Origin of the sequence: Pseudomonas karstica (assembly GCF_009707515.1) — a bacterium.
Taxonomy (GTDB): domain Bacteria; phylum Pseudomonadota; class Gammaproteobacteria; order Pseudomonadales; family Pseudomonadaceae; genus Aquipseudomonas; species Aquipseudomonas karstica.
In genome coordinates, this window is sequence record NZ_WLYI01000013.1 from 52,122 (window position 1) to 73,855 (window position 21,734).

Here is a 21,734-nt window from a genome sequence, read left to right on the forward strand (position 1 = left end):
GTGTTACGCGTGTTACGTATACATATAACTATATGATTTTATTAGATTTATTTAGCGTTACACGGCTGTGACTGGTTTGCCGGTGCGCGTGTTACATGGCAAATAGGTGTTACATAAATGAATGCCTTAGGAGGAGCTGTTTGTGATGGTTACGGCGGGTGTCATCGAATTATGGCTTTCGTTCAGAAAGGCAGCTGCCGGCCAAATGCAGCATGTTGGGCATGACCGCATTCGACTCATAGCTACCGGCCGAAGGGACCTCTACACTTGGCTTGGGGTAATGGCTTTCTGATCTCAGTCCGACTACGATCATTCGCATCACGGAGGAATCGTAATGAGTCAGTACCTTTTGAGTTTTGCAAAACAGAATCTTGAAGGGCGTACTGACGCATACCTTGTGTTGCTCTGGTGTATGTACCAGGCCAACCAGAGCAAGGGCCGCTATTCCGATCACATCAAAGCACACATCACGGCGGCAGCTGATCAGTTGCTGGGTCGCAACTACCAGCGCATCGCCACCCGCTTCAAAAAGGTGCTCGATAGCAAGCCGGAACTCGATCGCATACCGCCGTCCGGCCTCGGTACGTTGGATTACTTACGCGTGAAAAACTTCCGAGGATTCGGAGAGTTTGGCCCTGACGACACAGGCACCTTCATTCGATTCAGCAAGCTGAAGAACATCTTCTACGCACCCAATGGCGGCGGCAAATCATCGTTGTGCGAGGCGTTGGAAATCGGTACCACTGGCGATATCAAAGAAGCGGCCAGGCGCAAGACTAAAGTGAATCAGTACATCGCACGGGGAGCAGTCAAGCCCAAGCTCATGCTGATGGGAACGGACAAGCTACCAGTCCAGCGAAGCATCAGTTGGTCAGGCTGTTTCATCGACCGGAACCGTCTTCAAGAATTCTCGCTCTTGGGCTCCAAGGATACTGGCAGTGCTGAGAGTGATGTCCTGGCTACCTTGTTTGGTTTGGAGGAACTCCAGGATGTCATTTCTCGGTTCGTCCGGCCTGAAAGCTTCTCGCTCAAAGCTTTCCTGCGTGTCGACCAAGTCGAGGCACTGGATGCCCTGGAGTGCACCCGAGTCAACCTAGGTCATCTACGGCGTAAGCATAGGGCAGACCTTCAAGCATCCATCTCCGAGAGTTGCAGGCTGCTGGGGCTGAAGGCCGACCAAGACTTCGATGTCCGTCCGAAGGTCTTAAGGTTGCGCGACACGGTAGAAATGCATATTCGCGGTGCGGAGCGCCTGCGAGCCGCCAAGGTACCGTTCGCTATCCCGCTGAAGCAGGTGAAGCGTATCTGTGCTATTGCCAAGCGTTTGCTTCACCGTAGAGCCGATATCGAGAAAGTATTTCTGCAGAGGGCCAGCGACGTCAATTATCGCGCCGTGTTTGAGGCATTGGAGGCTATCGAGCAGTTGCAGGTCGCGGAAACCTGTCCCGCATGTCTGACGCCCCTCGAGCGGGTGGTGGTGAATCCGTTCGAGAGGGCGCGAGAGCAGATCAAGGCGCTGGGTGAGCTGGATTTCCTCAAGCAATCCAGGCAGCGAAATGACGCTCGGATTGCGCTATGGGCTTCAAAAGTCGCCACGGGAATCAGCTCGCTGAAGGGCAATGAAGATGCGGAGGTTCACTGCCCACTGAAGATGGACGAACTGGAGGCGGTGCTTGCAAAGTTCCATGCCGCTACCGATCGCTCAGAAGTGGCGTCGTTCGTTCTCGACTCGTTTCTGAAACTCTGCGCAGGGAGTGCAGATCAGATAGAGGTCTACTTGCGCGGCTGCGAGCATAAGCGTCGGGAAGTTGGCCAGGCAGAGGCCCGGGCAGCACGCCTCGAAGCTCGAGTGGCGAAGCTGAAAGAACTTGATGAATTGCTGAAGCAGGAGTTCGACAGCAAAAAACTGGCGAAACGCGAGTTCAAGATTGCCAACGACCAGATGGCAGAGCTGATCAAGCAGAAAGCTGCCTTGCTCAACGATGCCGTCGACAACATCCACTTCAACCAGTTGCTCAAGGATCTGGAGGCAGAGTACCGAACGCTATACCGCGACCTGCAGGATTACAAGCTTGAGCTGGAGAAAGCGCGAATCACCGGTATAGAAGCCAAGGCTGCCGAGTACTACCGTGCGATCAACAACCACGACGACGACCATGAGCAGATCGCATCGCTTAGCTTCGACCGGCAGGCGGATAGCTACAGGATCAAGATCATCAAGGTGGACGGCTCATTGCTCGATGCGTTTGCTGTGCTTAGCGAAGGGCATTTGAGGGCGTTGGGCCTGTCTATCCTCTTGGCGATGGCTGAAAAAAACAATTTCCCGCTCATCGTCTTCGATGACGTCGTAAATGCGATCGACACCGAGCACCGATCAAACATTATCGACCTGTTCTTCAGCGATGCCTACCTGCGCCGGATCCAAATGGTTGTGACCACCCATGACCGCCTCTTCTGGGAGCGGTTCTGCATCATCGCCGACCGCCACCCTCAGTGCGATCAGCACACCAGCCATGTGCTCAGCTACACGAACAAGGGCATCGTGGTGATTGATCACGCGGGAGGCTTCCAGAAGAAGGTCTATGTGGCGCTGTCGGTCTTCGACGTCCGCCAGGCGTTGCTTTATTGCCGCATCTGGTTTGAATCCATGGTACTTGAGTTCTGCATCGAAAACGGCGTCACGGTCACGGCCAACTTCAATAAGTCGCAGCTTAAGAAGAGCATGTACCTGCAGGTCAGCCTGGAGCATACCTTTTCGCTGGTGGAGCCGTTCATTGACTACGACCTGTCGTACTTCAATTTCATCAAGAATGACTTAGTTAACTGGGGCGGGCAGAACCAGGAGCATCACGCCTTCGACGAGGGCAGCCTGAACTTTGTGCACTCTAAGACAAGCGGTGAAGTTTTGAGAATCTATGATGCCATCCGCTTCCTAGAGTGCCAGCTCTTCCCGGCGAGGAAAAAAGAGTCCGGAGAAAAGTATTTTGCCGAAGTCAATGAAAGAATCAAGAAAAGCCAGAGGAAACTGGCAGGCCTCGCCAAAGCGCCAGCAGAGGTGCAGAAGGAGCATCAAGCAGCGTTGGGCGCTCTGGAAAAGCGCGCCGTCGAACTCGACCAAGAGCTTCAGTTTATCGAGCAATGTCTCGCCAGCATCGCTCAACGCGAGCAAGCTAAAGAGCTGCCATGAACTCCATTCCGCTTCGCACAGATCTAGATGCTTTGGATTGATATTCTGTGGAGTATCAATGGCCGTTTTTTGCTGATTTCTGACTGTCGCGAAGGGCTTAGACCGGCCAATTGTGTTGAAAAACTCGGCTTCGGTTTCCAGGTTAGAAAAGTTCGCGCCCGAGATTGAAGTCGATATTTTGGGCAGAAGGTTCACGACTCGGATTTCGCGTAGCAGCACGCAAAACAGGTGTTTTTACCTATCAGTATCCGAGCGTTTTGGACAAACCGGCTTTTTCAACAGGATCGGCCAAGAGCGGTCATTGACCAAGGACTGGTTGCGTTGCGGCGAGCTAGATCCGCTTGTTTGGGATTAACCTGGGCTGATGTAAATCTTTGCCGTTGCACCGGGGGGGGGGGTATTCCTGAAGTGGCTGCGGCTCTAGCACATTGGTTGAAATGTTTGCTAATTCGCGGCCTTAAGCCCTAACCTAAAACCAGCTGTAAAAGGGGAAGGGCTCATTTGAAATTATGATCCGTAGCCTTTCTGTTCAGTTTACTCTTTGATCTTCTTAGCTTAATCAGCTGGATTCGCTCCTCTGAAACTCACCATACAGGTGTACGGCGAGTTCAGGCGGACGCCTATTTACTCCAGATCTAACTTTCCATAATTTTTTCCAATACTGGGTAAAAATTAAAAGTCGTGAAGTACCCTATCACTCAATTACGCTGTATTCAGACATCTCATTCCGTATTTCTAACGTGCCAGCTATAGATTTAATTATCGACTGATAATACTTTATATCTACGTAGCTTAACGAATAGCCCTTACGATCCTTTAACCACTTGGCTAAAGGCTGGTAACCTCCAACAGCGCACGACCAGATATCGGGGTCAATATTATCAAAATATTGCTCGGCATTAATCCAAATCTTGCCATCGTTAAATTTAACATTATCTACAGTTGCGTCGCCTTCACCTAAGAACGGGTAAATCGCTGAGCCCAGTGCACCAGGAACGAGCAAATGTATCTCGCGCAGCCGTTTACCGTGGCTAACCATTAGATTAAAAAAGTCGGGAGACTGAGGCCAGGGAATTTTTGGGAAGTTTGATTTTAGGAATTCGCTGTAAGCGGCTTTGTATGAAGGCCAATTTAGAATAGCATATATGTAGTCAAATATTTCTACCTCAGAAGGTAATGGACGTCCTTCAATCCCAACAATCTTTTGCATTTTTTGCAAAAGAGCAGGTTCGAAATTAAACTTTCTGCTTAAGCCATCTTCCGAGTAAACATATAGTGGGAATAAGCTATTGATGTCATATGCGCTAAATGACTTATGCCCTGCGACGCTCGCGACGACAAATCCCCCAACACCATCTTTGCTCTGACCGGGAATGCAAAGTGCCAAATTTTCTTTACCCGCCATATGCCTCATAACCTCCGCTCGAGGGCGGCAATGGAAGCCACGGGATGTACCTGTATAGTAAGTCCATCTGACATCATATGGACGGTATGCCATCTTTACTATCAGCTCTTCAGAAAAGTTATCTTTGATGTCTTTCTGTGCTGCTTCAACTTTCCAGTCCTGCGCATCGGGCCCCAGCTTGTACTTGGTCCGAGCCTCTTCAACTCCAATTTCACGAAAGTTATTTATTCGCGCCCATAGCCTATCTTTATCCATATCTATAGTTAGCGCATCTCGAGCAGTAACTATACCAACCGACCGGAGAGGCATGAAGTCTACGATGGAAAAACCTTCATCGTACATCTGTTTAAGATCTTGATTTTGTGGTGTGAACAAAAGATTGGGCAGCGTCGGTAGGATTTCAGTCCACCCTCCGTCGCTTAACTCCATACCCCATAGAGCTTCGTATTTAAAACTTCTGCTACCCCATAAATTTCTATGGAAAAGTTTTGCAAATTCTCTCTTCGTGTTTGTACTTTTTTGCCGTATAGCAATAATTATTGATACGCCTTGCTGGATATCGAATACGTTTTTATCTGGCGAACCATCAGGAGATGTCTCTTTCTTCTTGGAACTGCCGTGCAGGTCTAAAACAAATATCTTATCGAACGTGGTTAGCAAATGCCATCTCATGCCTCGAAATGTGGGGTTATCCAAATAGCCGTTATTGGTAATGTAACCGAGTACTCCATCCCCATTTTTGGCTATTGCCTGCTCCGCAAGCCTGATAAATTTGACATAGTCGTCATTCAGCCATTTCGAGTTTCGCTCTTGAAGTTTTTGCTTTCCTCCAGGCTCCACTTTATAAGCATTCAAAAGCCCAGAGATCCACTCTCCTTTATTTGCGCTTTCACCAGAATAAGGTGGGTTTCCAATCACGCACATTATCGGTGCCTGGCGTTTTATGGTATTAGCCTCACGTGCTTCTCTGGTCAGCCACTGAGCCATAAAGAGGTCGCGTACATCCCGCTCTCCTTCCTCAAGGCTGTTTGTTAGAAACACGCTCAGCCGCGGCGGATTGTCGGTTGGTTTGTAACCAAGCTCCGTCAGAACCATGTCAAGTTTAGTATGGCACATGGCATATGAAGCCATTAGCAGCTCAAAGCCGTGTAATCGCGGGATAAGGTCTTGTTCAATGTATTTTGACCATGCACCAGCTCCGGTTGCTTTAACCTTCGGCGCAATTTGCTTAATAGCCTCAGCCAAAAAGGTTCCAGTTCCCGTGGCTGGGTCAAGTATTTGTACCCTATGCACCTCTTTCTTAAACTTGATTGGTTTGCCTTTTTTATCGTTCTGTCCAGAGTCCCAATCAACTGTGATTTTTGACAGATCTGCTATGCCGTCTTCTAGACCAAATTCGGTCTGGAGTACAGAGTCGACTGCTCTTACGATAAAGTTTACTACCGGCTCGGGCGTATACCATACGCCACGGGCTTTACGTTTATCTGGATTATATGCGGCGAGAAAAGTTTCGTAGAAATGTAAGAATGGATCTTGCCGTCCTGTCAGACTTCCGAATCCCCTCATCAACCTATTAATATCAGTTGATGCAAAAACGTCAGCCAGATCATCAATAATCCACTTAAGTCGGTCATCCAATTCCGGGCCGGCAATATATCCGAATAAACTTTTTAAAAAAGGGTTAGATTTAGGCAGCAACTCAAGAGCCTCGGCCCGACTGAAGGTCTCGAGAGTGTGATCGTGAAGACGGGCGGCGAACATTCCGTAAGCTATAGTTTCAGCATAAATATCAGAAAAATCGCTGGGCGTCACATCATGTATGAGATGCTGCTTGAATGCTAAATATTGCCCAGAGAGATCTCCGCCATCTCCTCCTTCCTCATCCGAAACTGCCTTGGTCAGCACATCTTTTATTAGTGCGGCTTTACCTGCCATTATCTCGGCTAAAACTTTAGGTGAGGTAATTTTCTGGCCTTTATGTGTTAGGAAAGAATCCAGAACGCCTAGCAGTTTTTCATAATCATGAGGGCGCTGCAAAACTTTCTCGTCAAGTTCCCCGATTCTGACTGATTCTACTAGAACTCCGTCCCTATAAAAGTCCCAATCTAAGCCGTTAGTATAGATTAGGTTAGGAAGGGCTTTACGATACCGAATGAGCTGGTCTTTGTTAGCCCCTTTAAAATTTCTCAGACTAACATCTATATCTTTTGTTTCTACGTGACCGATAGTTAGGCCATTTTTACTAATGATGAAGTCTGGAGCTCCACATTCAACTCTTTTGGGCTCGTTTAGAGCATGGATACCAGATCCTAGTCCTGAAAACAATTTCTCAAACGCTGATCTATATGAGTGTTCCGTCGCCTGTCCGGTTCCGAATATGAAAGCTAGCTGTTCCATAAATTGTGTTATAGGTGACATCTTAGGGTCCGTTTCCTGGATTTGTGGCCTCCTTCTTACCGGATGCTTCCTCTATTAACAAGCGATCTGAATCTGCAGTGGTACCCTGATTTACTGGTCGAATCTGACAAACTGCTTTTGGCCCAGGGGTTTAAAAACTCTTCGTCAAAACAGAAGCTCGCGGGGCTATGCGAAATCTGAAAATTATCGGCTGCTCAGCGGAGCTGAATTTTGCGCAGGAACGCGATTTTCAGTCCAGCATAGGGCTCCAATCGCGCTGAGAACCGTTTTTACACAGCCTCGGCCGAAACCTTTTATAAGCTCACAACCTCCACAGATCAGAAACCGAAAAATATGGAGCCTTCTTTGTAATGGATGGATCTAACGAGGCGGAAGCGGCTTAAGCTTCCGCTTCTTTATCAGTCACTTTTTGAGTTGAAGGTCAATGAAATCAAGCTCTGCCTTGATTGCATCAATCGTGAGTGTCTCGACTCGAGTGCTTTTGTTTGCTTTTGCATTGAGCTTTTTCATGCCAGCCATGCCGACAATTATCCCGTTCAAATGCAGCTTTCGCGCCTTTAGGTAATCAGGCATCTGAGCACTGTTCTGTGGTGGTTTATTCATGGTTAGACCGATGGTTGGCCCGAAGCAGCCGACCCTCGCCGATTGCTTCGGGGAGGGTTTAGGTTAGGCCGCCAATAGGTCAAGCAGGCTGTGTTGGTGTGAGCGGTCTGCAAGTTCTCGAGAGGTCCAGCTTCCGAAGTTTTCACCTTGCTCAGGGATTTCCAGCTTCATCAGCGCAACCGGATCCCGATTAATCAGTCTTCGCGCAGCCCACAGTTTGCCGCCGGTCTCCAGTAGTGCTTTCGCAGCCTCGTTCCACTGTTCTTCCAGCACAGTGTTCGCCAGGTGAGCCGCTTTGTTCTCGATCTTGGCGCGTTCTGTTTGTGCCTCCTTAATGTGCAGATCAATCGTCACCAGCTCTTGTTCCAGCGCGGTGACCAGCAGTTGTTGGCGGCGGTGATGCTCAACCGCAGCCGTGAGGTTTTTTGCGGCCTTTTGAGCTTCCGCGTTGGCGGCTTTCTCGCCCTCCACATCGCCCCAGGCGACAGCCTGTGCGTAAGCAGTGGCCGCGTCCGTTTCAGCTTGTCGAGCTTTTGCCATGTCTTCCTGATCGCTCTGGCGGACTTGCTGCAACCTGGTCTCAATGCTGTTGCGTTTTTCGTTGAGTTCCATCTCGTCGGCTTTCCGGTTCGCCATAGCACTGATATAGCCTGCTGCTATGTTTTCACGATCCGCGAGAGTTTCTTGACGATTAACTCCACGATCCAGCGCCTCGATTTGACGTTCGAGAGAGTTGATGCGGATGTTGCGAGTGCTGATTTCACTGCGAACGGTGCTTTCTCGGCCTCTCGCCATACCTTCGGGATTCTCCAACTCTGCCTCGAGGGGGCCTAGTTCAAGTTGAAGGCTCTCCATTTCGAAGGTCAGTTTGGCACGGCGGTCTTTCAGGTCTTGGATAGTGTTCATCTGTATTTTCTCTGGGTACTGCGGTTAATAGGGATGGTTGTCGAGCGGCTGGCGAGGCCGGGAATGAGCCGGCGCTACCTCTATCAGCAGCCATGCCGTCAGGCGGCCTTGGCCTCGCCTTCATTCGTTCCTGGAACGGTCTTCACCACGTAGCAGCGTTGAGGCCCTAACCCGGGCAAGCGAATCAAGCTGTACGCCTTTCCGTCGCTTCCCGGCTCGAGCACGCCCCGTTGCAGCAGTTCCTTGTTCACCGCACTGATATTCATGCCCTTGAAGATTTCGGCCCTCCAGGCTTCCGGCAGCACGTAGTAGGTGTTGGTGGTGTGCAGGGCATCACCCATGCCGTGTTCCATCGTCTTGCGAAAGCCCAACCGATCAATCGTGCGTGGGCCGTGCTCATCGATCTTGGCGGCGGCAGATTCCCAGCGGGTAAAGCGGCTTTCTCCAAATCGCTCGATGACCTGCCTCAGCCGCGCCAAAATCGCATCGCCCTCGAAGTTTCCGGCGCCGCCGCGTTCTGCTAGCCACGCATGCAGACACACACGTGCGGCGGTCGTGGCCGTACCATCGGGCCATCCAGTAACGCCGAAGGCGGTGGCCAACTCTCCGGCCGCTGCTGAGAGGCCAAAGCGAAGGGCGGCGCGCTGCGCCTGACCACTGGCCGAAACGGGCAAGTTTTGGGTGATGAACTGCTCCACCGTACGGCGAACGATCACCGACCACCTGAGCATTTCTCCAGGCGCACACAGTGCGTGCAGGAAGGCGGTGAGGGGTGTGCCGTAGTATTTGGCGACACGGGCCTTGAGCGCATCGGAGAGGGCGGCTGCGTCTTCAAACCCGTTCAGCACATCGAACATGCCGAGGCCTTTGCTGGCATCCGCAGGCACGGCGAGCATGCGCACCTCCATACCGGCTTTCAGCTCCTTGTTGGCATCTGCCATGTGCTGCGCCAACGTCTTCTCGCCGGTCGAGAGAAACAGCAAACGCCACTCCTGCACCTGTCGGCCCGCTTGTCCTCGATCATTCGCCCGTGCCTTGCCGGTGCCGTTGCCGAGCATGTAGACCGTCTCGCCGATAATGCGCGGGTCGCACATGCCGATTTCATCCAGCACCAGGAGGCCGTCTGAGTGAGCGGCTGCGATGGACTCCAGGGCGTTGTCTGTCGAGCGCCATGAACGCACTAGGCGCGGCCCGCCATAAACCGAGGCGGCGACTTGTAGATGAGTGGTCTTGCCACCGGAGCTGTCGCCATACAGGTGGAAGCCGCCTGACTCATGCCCCAGTAGGTTCAGCAGAGGCCCTGCAAAGGCCACAGAGACGACAAACGCCAAGCGGTGATTGCCAACGCACAGCGCGCCGATTTGCTGCTGCCATTGCTCCAGAGAACCCGCCTCGCTGATCGGCGGCAACTGCGCACCGGCCTCGTAAAAATGCAGGTGTTCTGCGTGCGAGCCGATCTGTTGTTCGGGCAATAGGAACGCATTGTCGTGCCAGCCCAAGCGCGTCACCAATCGTGCGCGCTGGGCGCTATCGAAGCCGCCAAGGTAACTTTGCAGGTCATTGCGTGCGTTGCGCCCTGATCGGCTTCCGGCTAGGCGCAAGCCCATGTCTACCAGGGGGCCGAGTACATCCTTGCCGAAGTCGCCGGTCATGGTTCGGGCCGGAATGTTCCAGCGTTTTTTGGCGCCGTCCGGGTCATCGAACTCGACCAACAAACCCCAGTTGTGGCCCTTGTCGTCGCGAGTGCGAGCGATGATTTCGAGAGGCGAGCACACGGGGCGCGCCTCACCATCATCGCCGGAATAAAACACCCCTTCAGGCGTCAGGCGAAAGCCACCCGGCAGCAGGTCATTTTTCAATTTCGCAGGGCGCTTGGCCGGCGCCTTAGCCTTCGGTTGTTGAGGAACAGTGGTCTCAGCGACGCTGCCGAAAAACTCACCGTCGCGCACCAGCTCGGCGACGTGGCCAGCGGTCCAGCCTTTGGCTAACGCGTCCGCTGCATCGTCGCCGTCCGCCCATTTTCCACCTTTGACGAGCGTCGGCTTGCCGCCTTTGCTGCTGGGCTTGAGCTTGAACACGTCGAGCGAGATTCGCTGTACGGAAGCGGCGCCCAGCTCAATCAGCTTGAGCTCGATGGAGTCCATGCACGCCTTGCCGCTGGCATCGTTATCCGGCCAGAGCACCACCGTGCGCCCTTTGAGTGGTGTTAGGTCGACCTTGTGCCAAGAGTTTGAGCCGTTCGGCCAGCAGGTGGCTACGTAGTCCGGCATCAGTTCGGCGGCGGCGTCAGCAGCCTTTTCGCCTTCACACAACACCACAGGCGCATCGGCGCGCTGTGCCAGCTCGTCCAGGCGCAGCAAGGGCCGAGGTTCCGGCAACCCTTGCCAGCGCCATTGTGTGGTTTGTCCATCGGAGCGTTTGCACCAGGTCAACGGCGCAAAGACTTTTCGCGGCTTGCCGTCTTCATCGGGGCCCAGGTCGAAGCGATACAGCACCATGATCGGCTGGCCCTGAGCATCGCGATAGATCCACACCTTGGACGGGGTGCCGTGTTGTCGGTGCTTGGCAGGGCACTTGTTCATGGCCTCGGCCGGGATCGGCTGAATCGCGATCCACTGCGGTGCTGCGCTCTTGGTCGTTGCGCTTATGGTGGTCGCAAATCCTGCGGAAACGTTGAGCAGATCCGCCAGCTTTTTGCAGGCCTCAACGTCCGTGCCACCGTCGATGTAGCGCACCAGGTCGATCAGGTCACCGCCTTTATCGCCGGTGGCGAAATCCGCCCAGGTGCCTTTGCTCAAATTGACCTTGAGTGAGCCAGCGCGTTTGTCAGTGCGTGTCGGATTAGGTGCGGTGTATTCCTTGCCCCCGTCGATGCGTTTGCCGTTCGGCAGCCAGTGAGTAAGAACTCGGTCGATGTTCTTCAGGGCGGCATTTTTTACGTCGGCAAAGCTCGGACGTTTTGAGTTGTTGCCAGTGCGCTGAGTCATGGTGTGGTCCTCGACTCAAGCAGCGCCTCGTTCACGTCGTCGATCAGCGCCTTGGCCATCTCGCCGAGGTAGAACGCAGGCCAACTAAAACGCTCGCCCGCATCGCTGATGGTGGAGTCGAGGATCAGTTGATTGGCGTGGTGCAAAATTTGGGAGACGGCTTCAAGTGCGTCCTCCAGCGGGATACCGGCATTCACCCGAAACAGGTTTTGGCCATTACCGTTGGCAGGGGAAAACTCGGAGCGTCCAAGCGTGTTGGAGTTGGTCAAAGCGCACCGCCTTTCTGGCCCATCGGCACAGATGAGGCATCACCGTACATGGCGAGTGTTTTGATTAAGCCCAAGGTGCCGCGCACGTCCCAAATAACTGACGACAGCACGCGGTTGGAGAGCAGGGGTTTATCCCCGTCTAAGTGGTCTTCCAGCAGCATGAGAACGGAGTCGGCACGGTCGAGCGCACAGGTGATGGCGTCGATAGGCAGACCGGCTTCAGCGTCTTGGCTTACGCAGAGCAGATCCTCGGGCAGTGCAAAGCCTGGGAGCATGCTCATTGGGCACCCCCTGCCGCTTCCAGAGCTCGCGCTTTGGACATGTGGGCGTTGTAACGGGAGAGGCGTGTAGCGAGGCTGGAGTTGGCGTGTAAAGCGGCGAGAGCCATAGCTCGATGAGCAGCGGCGCGAATTTTGGACGGATTGAGGGCGTGTTTCATCTGTGTAGCTCCTTGATTTGAGGAGCTGCCACGTTCGTTACCAAGCGAATGGGTGGCAGCTGTGCGCAGGTTGGTAAACCGGGAATCAAGGAACCCGGCAGGCACGAATGCCTCCCACGCACAGCCGCCATAACACGTAACTGCGGGCACAAAAAAAGCGCCTGCAATCGTAATGGGGGCGCTGTTGCGCCTTGATTTCGTCGGGTTACCAAGCCCGTCCGCTGAATTTGCAGCGACTACCAGAGAGTAACGTCCGTTTTTTGAAAGCGCAACCGTGCGGATCACTTGCGGATTTTTTCGGTGGGGAATAAATTGCTCAGGCATGTAGATTTACCTCAACGCCTCCGGTTGCCGCCGGGGGCGTTTTCGTTTCAGGCATTGGCTTCCCAGAGCAGGGAGAGCAGTGGGAGGAAGTCGCCGTCGAGGCAAGATCGTGCATCTTCGTAAGCGTCGATTTGTTGCCCTTCATCCACGATCACGGCACGCGGAGCTTCGCTGGGTACTGAAAGTGCACACCAAGTGCCGTCTGCCCATTGCATGACTACAACTACTCGATTCAGGCGTTTTTGTTGCGTTCTGTGAAGCTCAAAACGTTGCATCCACCGCGACGAGAAACCGACTTTTCTGAGTACAGAGAAGGGCTGCAAAATGGCGTTATTAGCGACACGGTTCGTCATGCCGCCACCCGGTCGCGGGCCGCGATACGCGCACGAGTCCAATTCAAAATTTCGGCTAATACCCAAGCGACCGGAGCACCACGTGCATTGCTATCGGTGAGCTTCACGGCTTGCGGAAAGCCGCTCTCTGGCTGGCTCATAAGTTTGTAAACCGTTGCGCGGCCGATACCTGTCAGGGCCATGACTTGATTGATGCGTATCAGCGTGGCGGCCGGATCGAACTGTCCCATTTCCGTATGAGGCGCGATGATCGGCATGCATGCGGATCCGCTAGGGGCTATTTGGTGACTTTCTCGTGGAGTGGAGCGAGCAAGCCCCACGACTTTTGCAGATTGCTTTGGGGCGCTCATCAGGTCCTGTCTCCAGCGGTTTTTGCAGGTGAGCACACTTGGCTTTCAAGCCACGCGACCACGTCTTGGGAGCGATAACGAACCCGAGACCCGGTTTTGACGTAGGGAAGTGAGTTGCTGCGAGAACTTCGCCAGGCGGCGAGCGTTCGGCTGGATAGACCTAGGGCGGTAGCGACTTGGTCGGTAGTCAGTAAATCGACGGGGTTAAGAGAGGTGGCAGAAGGTTCTAAAGTGTCGTGGCGCGTCATAGGGGAGTTTCCTGTCGTAGTTCGTACAGGCCCCAGCTATGTAAACGATTTTCTATTTTTTTAAAGTTATATTTTTACGTTGTTCGACGCAGTTTTCTCGATTAACCCAAATAAACTAGGCAGGATCGCTGCAAAGTTTATAACTTTATGGGATTTGTCCCACCTGTCCTACTGGTTTTTCATACAGTAAAAAATCGAAAATAGAAGATTGCGAACTGTCTGTATCAGACGAACGGTAGCTCCCCGAGCCCCCTCTGGTAGTCCGATGACAGCGGCGCCTCCTCAGTGTGGGGCGACCAATAAGAGATGGCCGCCAGAGGTTTCGGGCGCCTTAGGCGTAACACGCTTTTGACGCGTAACACGTGGTGTACGAACGTCTTCGAATACGTGTTACACGATTATTATTCAATAAAATCAATTGGTTGGTCAGATACGTAACACGCGTAACACCAGTAACACCGATTTTTGATGGGTGTGGGGTTGGCGTATTCAACCCGCCTTTCCAAACTGTCCCTGAATAATGTTGCCATCTACTAGCTCATCCAGATGATCTGCGTACCACTGCATCATCACTCTGCGCTGAGGCAGGTAAACCGCCTTGTTGTACACCCCTGCAATTCCTTCCTTCGCGTGAGAGAGCTGGGCCTCAATGTGATTCTCATCGAAACCCTGCTCATTGAGTATGGTGCTCGCGATGTGACGAAAGCCGTGACCTGTTTGCCGACCGGCATATCCCAGTCTGCGGAGCGCCATTAGAAAGACTGTATTGCTACGGGGGATTGTCCTGTCTTTCCTGCCTGGAAATAGGAGAGGGTACGCACCTGTCAGTGTTCGTAACTCAGTGAGCGCTTCAATTGCCTGTCGAGAGAGAGGCACCACATGTTCGCGACGACGTTTCATTCGCTCGGCTGGGATCGTCCATAGCTTTTTGGAGAGGTCGATTTCTGACCAGCGTGCTTCGCGGATCTCGCTCGGGCGCGATGCTAATAAAGAAAGCAAGCGAAGCCCAATACGAACGTCCTTTGCGTGAGGGTAGGAGTTGATCGCTCGAAGTAGCGCAGGCAGTTCTTCAATCGAAACGTGTGCATAGTTTTCAGCGCTACGTGATTGCAGGAATTTGCTGAGACCTTCAAGGGGGTTATGGACGGCTCGTCCTGTTACGCGTGCCAGGTCATAGATCTCTTTGCAAAAGGCACGAACTCGGCCCATTTGTTCAATGATCCCCTTCTGCTCCATGCCGCGTAGGAACTCCATCCATTCCAGGGGTAATATTTCTGTGTACACGCGCTTGCCGAAGACAGGGAACACGTGAAGCTCCAGTGCGCCCAGCACTCGTCGCGATGTACCTGCTTCCCAACTTGTGCGTCTGGCCTCAAACCACTCTCGGCCTAACGCTTCAAAGGTGTTGTTGGCAGCAGCCTGGTCTGCAACCTTCCGAGCTTGCTTGCTCACCAATGGATTTTTGCCGGTCGATGAGTCCTCCCGCAGTTGAGCTGCTTTCTGTCTCGCCAATGAGCCACTGATTTCCGGGTAGCCGCCGAGCCCCAGCCAAGACCATTTGCCGTCTGGCTTTTTGTACCGCAGCTCCCATGATTTCTGCCCGTTAGGTTTCACCCGGAAGTACAGGCCATTCCCATCCTGCTCCCGATACGTCGCGTTCTCTGGCTCCAGGCCTGCAAGCGTGGTGTCTGCTAAGGGGCGGCGTTTGATTTCAGTGCGCTTCACTTCCTGTATGCCTCCAGTTATAAAAATAACAAAGCATACACGTGGGCATACACGGCGGGAAGTTATAGGGGTAGACAGGGACGGATAGCCAGAAACAAGAAAGCCCGCACGGGGCGGGCTTCTTGGGGTGTTTCGTAGACTGTCTGAGACAGCCTGAGACTGCTATATGGTGCACCCGGCGGGATTCGAACCCACGACCCCTGCCTTCGGAGGGCAGTACTCTATCCAGCTGAGCTACGGATGCTTGTGCGGGCGACATCATACCCATGTCCGCTAGATGCGTCCATGCCGGTTTTTGCCGTGGCGATTACTGGCTGTTGCGGTGCCACGTAGGGCAATCCTGGCCCCTCATTCACAAGTCCTCGCGCCATACGTCCCTTTGTTTGCTTTGCTCTGTTGGCTTTCAAGCCCCTCTGCGCCGTGTAAGCGGCCTTTCCCGTCAGATCAGGTGAACGCATGCATTCCAAAGGAACCGTGATGTTCGATCGCTCGTTGCGACAAAAACTGCTGGCTCGCTCCGATTTATTTCGAGGCTTACCCGAACCATTGTTGAACCATATTGCCGGCCATATGGTGGAACGTACCCTCAGTGATCGAGAGTTGTTGTATTTCAAGGACGACCCTCTCGAGTTTGTCGCGCTGGTGGTGGAAGGCCGGATCTATTCGGTAATCCACGGGCCGGATGGGCGTGAACAGATTATCGGCAGTGTCGGAGCGGGCCAGGTGGTGGGGGAGTCGGCGATGATCGAGGTGCTGGGCCGAGAGGCTTCTACCTTTGCCAGTGGCGCCACGCGGCTGTTGCAACTGGGACGTCGGCATTTTGCCCCGTTGTATGAAGAGCCGCTGTTTCTAAGACGTTTGCTGATGCTGACCATGGCGCGCCTGCTCAAGGTGATCGAGCTGCTGGAGTTGGTGTGCCTGCATCGCCTGGAGTCGCGCCTGGCACGGTTTCTGTTGGCAAACATGGATGAAATCGACTTGGCCATGGTCCTGCCCAGTGTGTCATTACCGTCCAATCAAGGCTTGTTGGCTGCGATGCTCAATACCAGCCGTCCCAAGCTCAATGTGCAGTTACAGCTGTGGCGCCGCAGCGGCCTGATCAGCGGCAATCTGGAGCAGATGGTGATCAACGATCTCGACCATTTGCGCCGCAAGGCCTATGTATTGAATTAATTGTCGCCCCTGTTACCCAGGTAACAGCGTCTCCTGCCAGCCCGCCACAGACTGGGCTCTCACCAAAGAGGCACAGGGAGTGCAGGCGATGGAAGCGACCATTCACTACAAGGATCAAGTGGCCCCGGATGATCGGTTATTCGAGGCCAGTTGGCGGGCAGTACAAGATGAGCTCAAGCGCAGGGCCATCCGCCGCGCACGGGGTAACCAGGACCTGGGACAGGAGTGGTTGTCGGCCACGGCCATCAAGGCCCTGGTGTTCTTCAGGCGCTCGCCGGAGCGTATTCGCGACCCTCAGGGGTTTCTGTTCCTGGTACTGGACCACGTGTTTCTCGACAGCTTGCGGCGCAGTAAGCGCGAGGGGCGGTTGTTCGACTATTCGGTCGATATTGAACACGATCACCAGGCGTTACTTGCCGCTCCTTGCGCATCGGTCACGGAGCAAGCGGAGTGTGTCGAGCGCCTGGAGCAGGTGAAGGAGCAGGTAGCGCACCTGCCACTCCTCCAGCGGCGGTTGTTCGAGATGCGCTTTGTCGATGACCTGCCGTACCTGCAAATCGCCGAGGAGTTGCACATCGCTATGCCTCTGGTGCGCAAGCGCGTGCAACTGCTGCGTGCGGTCTTGCGCTAAGGCTTTTTCACAGCTGACGAGATGAGGCGTTCTAGTTCAATGAGCACGTTTCGCCTCACGCGATAACCACCGGCACTTTCGCCGGGCCGATTCCATCAAGGAGAGATGTATGACAGAGGTCAACAGCCAGATTACCGATGCTGTCACTCAAACCAACGTCAAGGTGGTCGCGGAGGCACCGGCCCAGGCCATTGCGTCGTTGTATCAAGTGGCGAGCAGTGCGGCGGGCCTGTCGTTGCAGAACGCAGTCAACAGCCAACAGGCGATGAACCAGATTTCCAATGCGGTGATCTCCAAGGCTGTCGCGTTGATCATGCAGATTGGCGAGAAGGGCTGAGCCCTGGGGGGACTGATTATGTCGTGGTTCAGCAGAAAGCAACCCGCCACTCCACAAGCACCGCCCGCCGCTGATGCACCTGCACCAGACTCGCCGGCGAAGGCCACACGCTCAATCATGGAACGCATGAACGAGCACCTGCTCAACCAGGCGAGCACGCCGTCTGCGGACAGTACGGCGGCACTCAATAGCCAGATCGTTCAGGCTGTGCAGTTCACCAATGCGCAGAATTTCGCCTATGCGCCGGCGCAAATCGCGGTGCCGGCCGACATGATGATCAGCCAGGCCGCCGGGTTGGTCGCGCAGTCGGCAGCGGGGTATTTCGATGGGGTCAGCAAAATCGCCCTGGCGGCCCAGGCCGTGCTGCTCCAGCAAATGACCGAAAACATCGTCAAGGACAACCTCCCGGCCGCCGCCGAGGATGCGTTGGGCGCGCTGGCCACCGATCTGCTGGTGGGTGCGGCCGCTGCCGTGGCTGCCGCCGCCGGCGCGATGGAAGCCGAGGCCGCCAGCGTGGCCATCGACAAGATCGACCAGAGCATCGCCAAGTACGCCAACACCTTGGCTAATCGGGCTGCGCCAGCGGCCTGAATCGAGCACGGCGTTTCAGAGCCCTTCTGGAACGGTGCAACAGCAACCTGCAAGCAACTTTTCTTAAATGAGGAGCGACATCATGCAGCCTGGAGATATTGTTTTTTCAGTGGCACAAGTGGATGACAAAGTGTCCACCAGTATTCCCCGTGCGTTTATTCGTGCAGGGCAGTGGCTCAAAGCCAAAATCTTTGGCACGGGCGATCCCAATGTGCCGGTGGTGCATGCGGCCATTGCGGTGGATGCCAACCGGGTGATCGAAAGTGTCGGCGACGGCATTCAACTGACCGACCTGACCACCGAAACCCCGCCCCGTGGGGCAATGGTGTTCACTTGCACCGACCCCGACCTGGCCCGTGCGGCCGCCTATGCTGCTGGCCAGTTCTACGGTGACGTGGTCAACAAGGACATCAGTGGGCGCTACAGCAAGTGGAACGCGATGCTGTCGATCTTCAAGCTGTCAGCTTATGAGCCCGGCATCATGAGCCGTATCAACGAGTCGGTGTCCATCAGCAATGCCGCATTCTGTTCGCAGTTTGTCGCCAATACCTATGAGGTGGGCAACCTCTACAGCAATGCCAACCTGCTGCCGGTACCCGCGCCGATTTTCGACACGCGGCCCACCGTCATGACACCGTGGGAGTTGGCCTCCAGTTGTGACAACGACGAAGATTTCTACTTCGCCGGCTTCTGGCAGGACAACACCGAAGTGCGACTTTAGCGGGCCGGGCGCGGTCCAGGAGGCTGACATGACGCAATCCCAACAAAACCCCGTGGCCGACATCTACCGCCTGGCCGAGGCCCTCAACCTGCCGCTGTCTCCCGGCGACCGGCAAGTGCTGGAGGCCCTGCTGCGCAGCAAGCCGCAGACCCTGGACGGCACCACCCAAGCGGTCATCGAGCAGGCCCGGGCACAGACCAGCCAGTTGATCGACGTCGAGCGGGCCCGTGCCGGCGAAATCCTCGACCAGGCCAAGGCCAATGAGCAAACGCTTCGCCAGACCGCCGAGCAGCGTGAAGCGTTGATCCAGCAATGGCTCAAGGCGCAGCAACCGCAACCTTCACCGGGTACGGAAAAACCGGCGGATGCTGACCTGAAGGCGCTGATCCAGCAGGAAGTGAAAACTGCCATCGATGAGCAACTTAAAGGTCTGATCGCGCAGATCGAAGGAGCCCTGGGGCAGTTGGGCGGCGGTAATGACAAGGGCTCGAACGGTTGATGTCGACCCATTCACACCCGCTGTTTTGCAACGTTCATTGATTAACACGGAATGCTCCGTGTTCTAAATAAGGAAATTGATCATGGCATTTGTAAATGAGCAAATCACCGACGCGGTCACCCAGACCAACGTCAAGGTAGTGGCCGAGTCGCCAGCGATGGCAATGAGCACTATCTACCAGTCCATGGCCCAGGCCACGGCGATCCTGTTCCAAAACGCGGTATCGGCCCAGCAGCAGCAAAACACCCTGGCCCAGGCCGCCACCAACCAGGGCGTGATGCAGATCTACAGCGTCGACACCACTGCTGGCGCCGCCGCCACCGAGAAGGTCGCCCAGGGCGGAGTGGCGGATAACCTCACCAGCTTGTTGAGCGTGATGAAGTCGTTCCAGCCTTGATTGGCTGAGCGTTGACGGATGTTGTTTCTTTTCAGAAAAACAGGAGTTCCAACCATGAGTACAGTCAGTCCGCAAATCACCGATGCCGTCACCCAGTCCAACGTCAAAGTGGTCGCTGAAGCACCCGCAATGGCCATGGGTACCATTTACCAATCCATGGGCCAGGCCACCGCGATTCTGTTCCAAAACTCTGTCTCGGCCCAGCAACAGCAAAACACTCTGGCCCAGGCGGCCACCAACCAGGGCGTGATGCAGATCTACAGCGTCGACACCACTGCTGGCGCGGCCGCCACCGAGAAGGTCGCCCAAGGCGGCGTTTCGGACAACCTCACCAGCTTGCTGTCCGTGCTCAAGTCATTCCAGCCTTAAGCCGGCCGGCAAACGAAGCCTCCGCCGCCCTCAGGGTCGCGGGGGTTTTTTGTAGGCGCTGATCGGAAAACTTGGAAAGCGACGCCGTTTTCGTTCTTTTTTTCGAACATCCTATTGTCCTTTACCCCCATTGATCCTAGGATTCGTTTGAGATTTCAAACGCCCTGTCTCCCGAGCGCTCATTACTTGCTTGCGCCCAGTGACTGATTTCCCTGACGGCAGCCTTCAAGGCGCCTTTCAACAACTCTAATTTGCCCCGCGTGCACGCGGTGCTGTTAAGGAAAGCCGACATGCAGCTTAAAGACACCCAGTTGTTCCGCCAGCAAGCCTTCATTGATGGCGCTTGGGTCGATGCCGACAACGGTCAAACCATCAAGGTCAACAACCCGGCTACCGGCGAAATCCTGGGCAGCGTGCCGAAAATGGGCGCTGCCGAAACCCGACGCGCCATCGAAGCCGCTGACAAGGCCTTGCCGGCCTGGCGCTCGTTGACCGCCAAGGAACGCGCCAACAAGCTGCGCCGCTGGTTTGAACTGCTGATCGAAAACCAGGACGACCTGGCTCGCCTGATGACCCTCGAACAAGGCAAGCCACTGGCCGAAGCCAAGGGCGAAATCGTCTACGCCGCTTCCTTTATCGAGTGGTTCGCCGAAGAAGCCAAGCGCATCTACGGTGATGTGATCCCCGGTCACCAGCCCGACAAACGCCTGATCGTGATCAAGCAGCCGATCGGCGTGACCGCAGCGATTACCCCGTGGAACTTCCCGGCCGCGATGATCACCCGTAAAGCCGGCCCGGCCCTGGCGGCCGGTTGCACCATGGTGATCAAGCCGGCGTCGCAAACCCCGTTCTCGGCCCTGGCCCTGGTTGAACTGGCGCACCGTGCCGGCATTCCGAAAGGCGTGCTGAGCGTAGTGACCGGTAGCGCCGGCGACATCGGCGGCGAGTTGACCAGCAACCCGATCGTGCGCAAGTTGTCTTTTACCGGCTCCACCGAAATCGGTCGCCAACTGATGGCTGAGTGCGCCAAGGACATCAAGAAAGTCTCACTGGAACTGGGCGGCAACGCACCGTTCATCGTGTTTGACGATGCCGACCTGGATAAGGCCGTCGAAGGCGCGATCATCTCCAAGTACCGCAACAACGGCCAGACCTGCGTCTGCGCCAACCGCCTGTATATCCAGGACTCGGTGTACGACGCTTTCGCCGAGAAACTCAAAGTGGCGGTGGCCAAGCTCAAGATCGGCAACGGTCTGGAAGACGGCACCACCACAGGCCCGTTGATCGACGAAAAAGCCGTGGCCAAGGTTCAGGAACACATCGCTGATGCCCTGAGCAAAGGCGCAACTCTGCTGGCGGGTGGCAAGGTCATGGAAGGCAACTTCTTCGAGCCGACCATCCTGGTCAACGTGCCGAAAAATGCGGCCGTGGCCAAGGAAGAAACCTTCGGCCCATTGGCGCCGCTGTTCCGCTTCAAAGACGAAGCCGAAGTGATCGCCATGTCCAACGACACCGAGTTCGGCCTGGCGTCCTACTTCTACGCCCGCGACCTGGGCCGTGTGTTCCGCGTGGCCGAAGCCCTGGAATACGGCATGGTCGGCGTCAACACCGGGTTGATCTCCAACGAAGTGGCGCCGTTTGGCGGCATCAAGGCTTCGGGCCTTGGCCGTGAAGGCTCCAAGTATGGGATCGAGGATTACCTGGAAATCAAATACCTCTGCCTGGGCATCTGAGCCCGGCAAGGCATTGCGTTAAACGCAGAGGGCACGAGAGCGCTGTCCCTTTGCGTGTTTACCGGTTAT

Annotated in this window: 21 protein-coding genes and 1 tRNA gene; 10 read left to right on the forward strand and 12 right to left on the reverse strand. The window is 54.8% G+C overall.

Going from position 1 to position 21,734, the window contains the following annotated elements; genetic code table 11:
* Positions 1 to 334: 334 nt before the first annotated feature.
* Positions 335 to 3,187, forward strand: coding sequence for an AAA family ATPase (locus GIR22_RS11300; RefSeq protein WP_154743404.1), 2,853 nt, complete (start codon positions 335 to 337; stop codon positions 3,185 to 3,187).
* Positions 3,188 to 3,881: 694 nt separating this feature from the next.
* On the opposite strand, the gene GIR22_RS11305 is transcribed toward GIR22_RS11300, so the two are convergent.
* The 12 genes from GIR22_RS11305 to GIR22_RS11360 form a co-directional block, all read right to left on the reverse strand.
* Positions 3,882 to 7,010, reverse strand: coding sequence for a type ISP restriction/modification enzyme (locus tag GIR22_RS11305; protein ID WP_154743405.1), 3,129 nt, complete (start codon positions 7,008 to 7,010; stop codon positions 3,882 to 3,884).
* Positions 7,011 to 7,412: 402 nt separating this feature from the next.
* The gene (locus GIR22_RS11310) at positions 7,413 to 7,613 is read right to left on the reverse strand and encodes a hypothetical protein (protein ID WP_154743406.1); all 201 of its coding nucleotides are present in this window, start codon (positions 7,611 to 7,613) and stop codon (positions 7,413 to 7,415) included.
* Between the two features lie 63 nt (positions 7,614 to 7,676).
* Positions 7,677 to 8,519, reverse strand: coding sequence for a chromosome segregation protein SMC (locus GIR22_RS11315; protein ID WP_154743407.1), 843 nt, complete (start codon positions 8,517 to 8,519; stop codon positions 7,677 to 7,679).
* Between the two features lie 98 nt (positions 8,520 to 8,617).
* Positions 8,618 to 11,506 carry a DUF927 domain-containing protein gene (locus tag GIR22_RS11320; protein WP_154743408.1) on the reverse strand — a complete coding sequence of 963 codons (2,889 nt, stop codon included), beginning with the start codon at positions 11,504 to 11,506 and terminating at the stop codon, positions 8,618 to 8,620.
* Positions 11,503 to 11,775: a DUF3077 domain-containing protein gene (locus GIR22_RS11325; protein ID WP_154743409.1), complete on the reverse strand. Its 273-nt coding sequence runs from the start codon at positions 11,773 to 11,775 to the stop codon at positions 11,503 to 11,505. Before GIR22_RS11325 ends, GIR22_RS11320 begins: the two co-directional genes overlap by 4 nt.
* Positions 11,772 to 12,056 (reverse strand): hypothetical protein, encoded by a 285-nt coding sequence (locus tag GIR22_RS11330; RefSeq protein ID WP_048363503.1) that lies wholly within the window; start codon positions 12,054 to 12,056, stop codon positions 11,772 to 11,774. The genes GIR22_RS11325 and GIR22_RS11330 overlap by 4 nt, the downstream gene beginning before the upstream one ends.
* Positions 12,053 to 12,538 carry a hypothetical protein gene (locus GIR22_RS11335; protein WP_154743410.1) on the reverse strand — a complete coding sequence of 162 codons (486 nt, stop codon included), beginning with the start codon at positions 12,536 to 12,538 and terminating at the stop codon, positions 12,053 to 12,055. Before GIR22_RS11335 ends, GIR22_RS11330 begins: the two co-directional genes overlap by 4 nt.
* Positions 12,539 to 12,585: 47 nt before the next feature.
* On the reverse strand, positions 12,586 to 12,891 hold the full coding sequence (locus GIR22_RS11340) for a hypothetical protein (protein ID WP_154743411.1): 306 nt from the start codon (positions 12,889 to 12,891) through the stop codon (positions 12,586 to 12,588).
* Positions 12,888 to 13,148, reverse strand: coding sequence for a helix-turn-helix transcriptional regulator (locus tag GIR22_RS11345; RefSeq protein WP_154743412.1), 261 nt, complete (start codon positions 13,146 to 13,148; stop codon positions 12,888 to 12,890). The genes GIR22_RS11340 and GIR22_RS11345 overlap by 4 nt, the downstream gene beginning before the upstream one ends.
* 92 nt (positions 13,149 to 13,240) lie before the next feature.
* A complete protein-coding gene (locus GIR22_RS11350) occupies positions 13,241 to 13,489 on the reverse strand; it encodes a helix-turn-helix domain-containing protein (protein ID WP_083217929.1) in 249 nt (82 codons plus the stop codon).
* A 489-nt stretch (positions 13,490 to 13,978) separates the two neighbouring features.
* A complete protein-coding gene (locus tag GIR22_RS11355; protein WP_178122209.1) occupies positions 13,979 to 15,214 on the reverse strand; it encodes a tyrosine-type recombinase/integrase in 1,236 nt (411 codons plus the stop codon).
* A gap of 167 nt (positions 15,215 to 15,381) precedes the next feature.
* A tRNA-Arg gene (locus GIR22_RS11360) sits at positions 15,382 to 15,458 on the reverse strand.
* Between the two features lie 212 nt (positions 15,459 to 15,670).
* Between GIR22_RS11360 and GIR22_RS11365 the strand changes: the two genes are divergently transcribed.
* The 9 genes from GIR22_RS11365 (at position 15,671) to gabD (ending at position 21,665) form a co-directional block, all read left to right on the forward strand.
* A complete protein-coding gene (locus tag GIR22_RS11365; protein WP_154743414.1) occupies positions 15,671 to 16,387 on the forward strand; it encodes a Crp/Fnr family transcriptional regulator in 717 nt (238 codons plus the stop codon).
* Positions 16,388 to 16,475: 88 nt separating this feature from the next.
* Entirely contained in the window at positions 16,476 to 17,018 is a 543-nt protein-coding gene (locus GIR22_RS11370; protein ID WP_154743415.1) for an RNA polymerase sigma factor, read from the forward strand.
* A gap of 109 nt (positions 17,019 to 17,127) precedes the next feature.
* The gene (locus tag GIR22_RS11375) at positions 17,128 to 17,355 is read left to right on the forward strand and encodes a RebB family R body protein (RefSeq protein ID WP_003187543.1); all 228 of its coding nucleotides are present in this window, start codon (positions 17,128 to 17,130) and stop codon (positions 17,353 to 17,355) included.
* Between the two features lie 18 nt (positions 17,356 to 17,373).
* On the forward strand, positions 17,374 to 17,946 hold the full coding sequence (locus GIR22_RS11380; protein WP_154743416.1) for a hypothetical protein: 573 nt from the start codon (positions 17,374 to 17,376) through the stop codon (positions 17,944 to 17,946).
* Between the two features lie 82 nt (positions 17,947 to 18,028).
* Positions 18,029 to 18,667: a hypothetical protein gene (locus GIR22_RS11385; RefSeq protein WP_154743417.1), complete on the forward strand. Its 639-nt coding sequence runs from the start codon at positions 18,029 to 18,031 to the stop codon at positions 18,665 to 18,667.
* Between the two features lie 28 nt (positions 18,668 to 18,695).
* Positions 18,696 to 19,166 (forward strand): hypothetical protein, encoded by a 471-nt coding sequence (locus tag GIR22_RS11390; protein ID WP_246208226.1) that lies wholly within the window; start codon positions 18,696 to 18,698, stop codon positions 19,164 to 19,166.
* 82 nt (positions 19,167 to 19,248) lie between these two features.
* Positions 19,249 to 19,563, forward strand: coding sequence for a RebB family R body protein (locus GIR22_RS11395; protein ID WP_154743418.1), 315 nt, complete (start codon positions 19,249 to 19,251; stop codon positions 19,561 to 19,563).
* Between the two features lie 54 nt (positions 19,564 to 19,617).
* Entirely contained in the window at positions 19,618 to 19,932 is a 315-nt protein-coding gene (locus GIR22_RS11400; protein ID WP_154743419.1) for a RebB family R body protein, read from the forward strand.
* A 290-nt stretch (positions 19,933 to 20,222) separates the two neighbouring features.
* Positions 20,223 to 21,665 carry an NADP-dependent succinate-semialdehyde dehydrogenase gene (gene gabD, locus GIR22_RS11405; RefSeq protein WP_154743420.1) on the forward strand — a complete coding sequence of 481 codons (1,443 nt, stop codon included), beginning with the start codon at positions 20,223 to 20,225 and terminating at the stop codon, positions 21,663 to 21,665.
* Positions 21,666 to 21,734: the final 69 nt, after the last annotated feature.

Coding starts and splice junctions, on each gene's coding strand:
- GIR22_RS11345 (WP_154743412.1), bottom strand. CDS start 13,148: ATGCCGATCATCGCGCCTCATACGGAAATGGGACAGTTCGATCCGGCC.
- GIR22_RS11350 (WP_083217929.1), bottom strand. CDS start 13,489: ATGACGCGCCACGACACTTTAGAACCTTCTGCCACCTCTCTTAACCCC.
- GIR22_RS11300 (WP_154743404.1), top strand. CDS start 335: ATGAGTCAGTACCTTTTGAGTTTTGCAAAACAGAATCTTGAAGGGCGT.
- GIR22_RS11380 (WP_154743416.1), top strand. CDS start 17,374: ATGTCGTGGTTCAGCAGAAAGCAACCCGCCACTCCACAAGCACCGCCC.
- GIR22_RS11305 (WP_154743405.1), bottom strand. CDS start 7,010: ATGTCACCTATAACACAATTTATGGAACAGCTAGCTTTCATATTCGGA.
- GIR22_RS11395 (WP_154743418.1), top strand. CDS start 19,249: ATGGCATTTGTAAATGAGCAAATCACCGACGCGGTCACCCAGACCAAC.
- GIR22_RS11315 (WP_154743407.1), bottom strand. CDS start 8,519: ATGAACACTATCCAAGACCTGAAAGACCGCCGTGCCAAACTGACCTTC.
- GIR22_RS11390 (WP_246208226.1), top strand. CDS start 18,696: ATGACGCAATCCCAACAAAACCCCGTGGCCGACATCTACCGCCTGGCC.
- GIR22_RS11400 (WP_154743419.1), top strand. CDS start 19,618: ATGAGTACAGTCAGTCCGCAAATCACCGATGCCGTCACCCAGTCCAAC.
- GIR22_RS11385 (WP_154743417.1), top strand. CDS start 18,029: ATGCAGCCTGGAGATATTGTTTTTTCAGTGGCACAAGTGGATGACAAA.
- GIR22_RS11370 (WP_154743415.1), top strand. CDS start 16,476: ATGGAAGCGACCATTCACTACAAGGATCAAGTGGCCCCGGATGATCGG.
- GIR22_RS11365 (WP_154743414.1), top strand. CDS start 15,671: ATGCATTCCAAAGGAACCGTGATGTTCGATCGCTCGTTGCGACAAAAA.
- GIR22_RS11330 (WP_048363503.1), bottom strand. CDS start 12,056: ATGAGCATGCTCCCAGGCTTTGCACTGCCCGAGGATCTGCTCTGCGTA.
- GIR22_RS11340 (WP_154743411.1), bottom strand. CDS start 12,891: ATGACGAACCGTGTCGCTAATAACGCCATTTTGCAGCCCTTCTCTGTA.
- GIR22_RS11320 (WP_154743408.1), bottom strand. CDS start 11,506: ATGACTCAGCGCACTGGCAACAACTCAAAACGTCCGAGCTTTGCCGAC.
- gabD (WP_154743420.1), top strand. CDS start 20,223: ATGCAGCTTAAAGACACCCAGTTGTTCCGCCAGCAAGCCTTCATTGAT.
- GIR22_RS11335 (WP_154743410.1), bottom strand. CDS start 12,538: ATGCCTGAGCAATTTATTCCCCACCGAAAAAATCCGCAAGTGATCCGC.
- GIR22_RS11310 (WP_154743406.1), bottom strand. CDS start 7,613: ATGAATAAACCACCACAGAACAGTGCTCAGATGCCTGATTACCTAAAG.
- GIR22_RS11375 (WP_003187543.1), top strand. CDS start 17,128: ATGACAGAGGTCAACAGCCAGATTACCGATGCTGTCACTCAAACCAAC.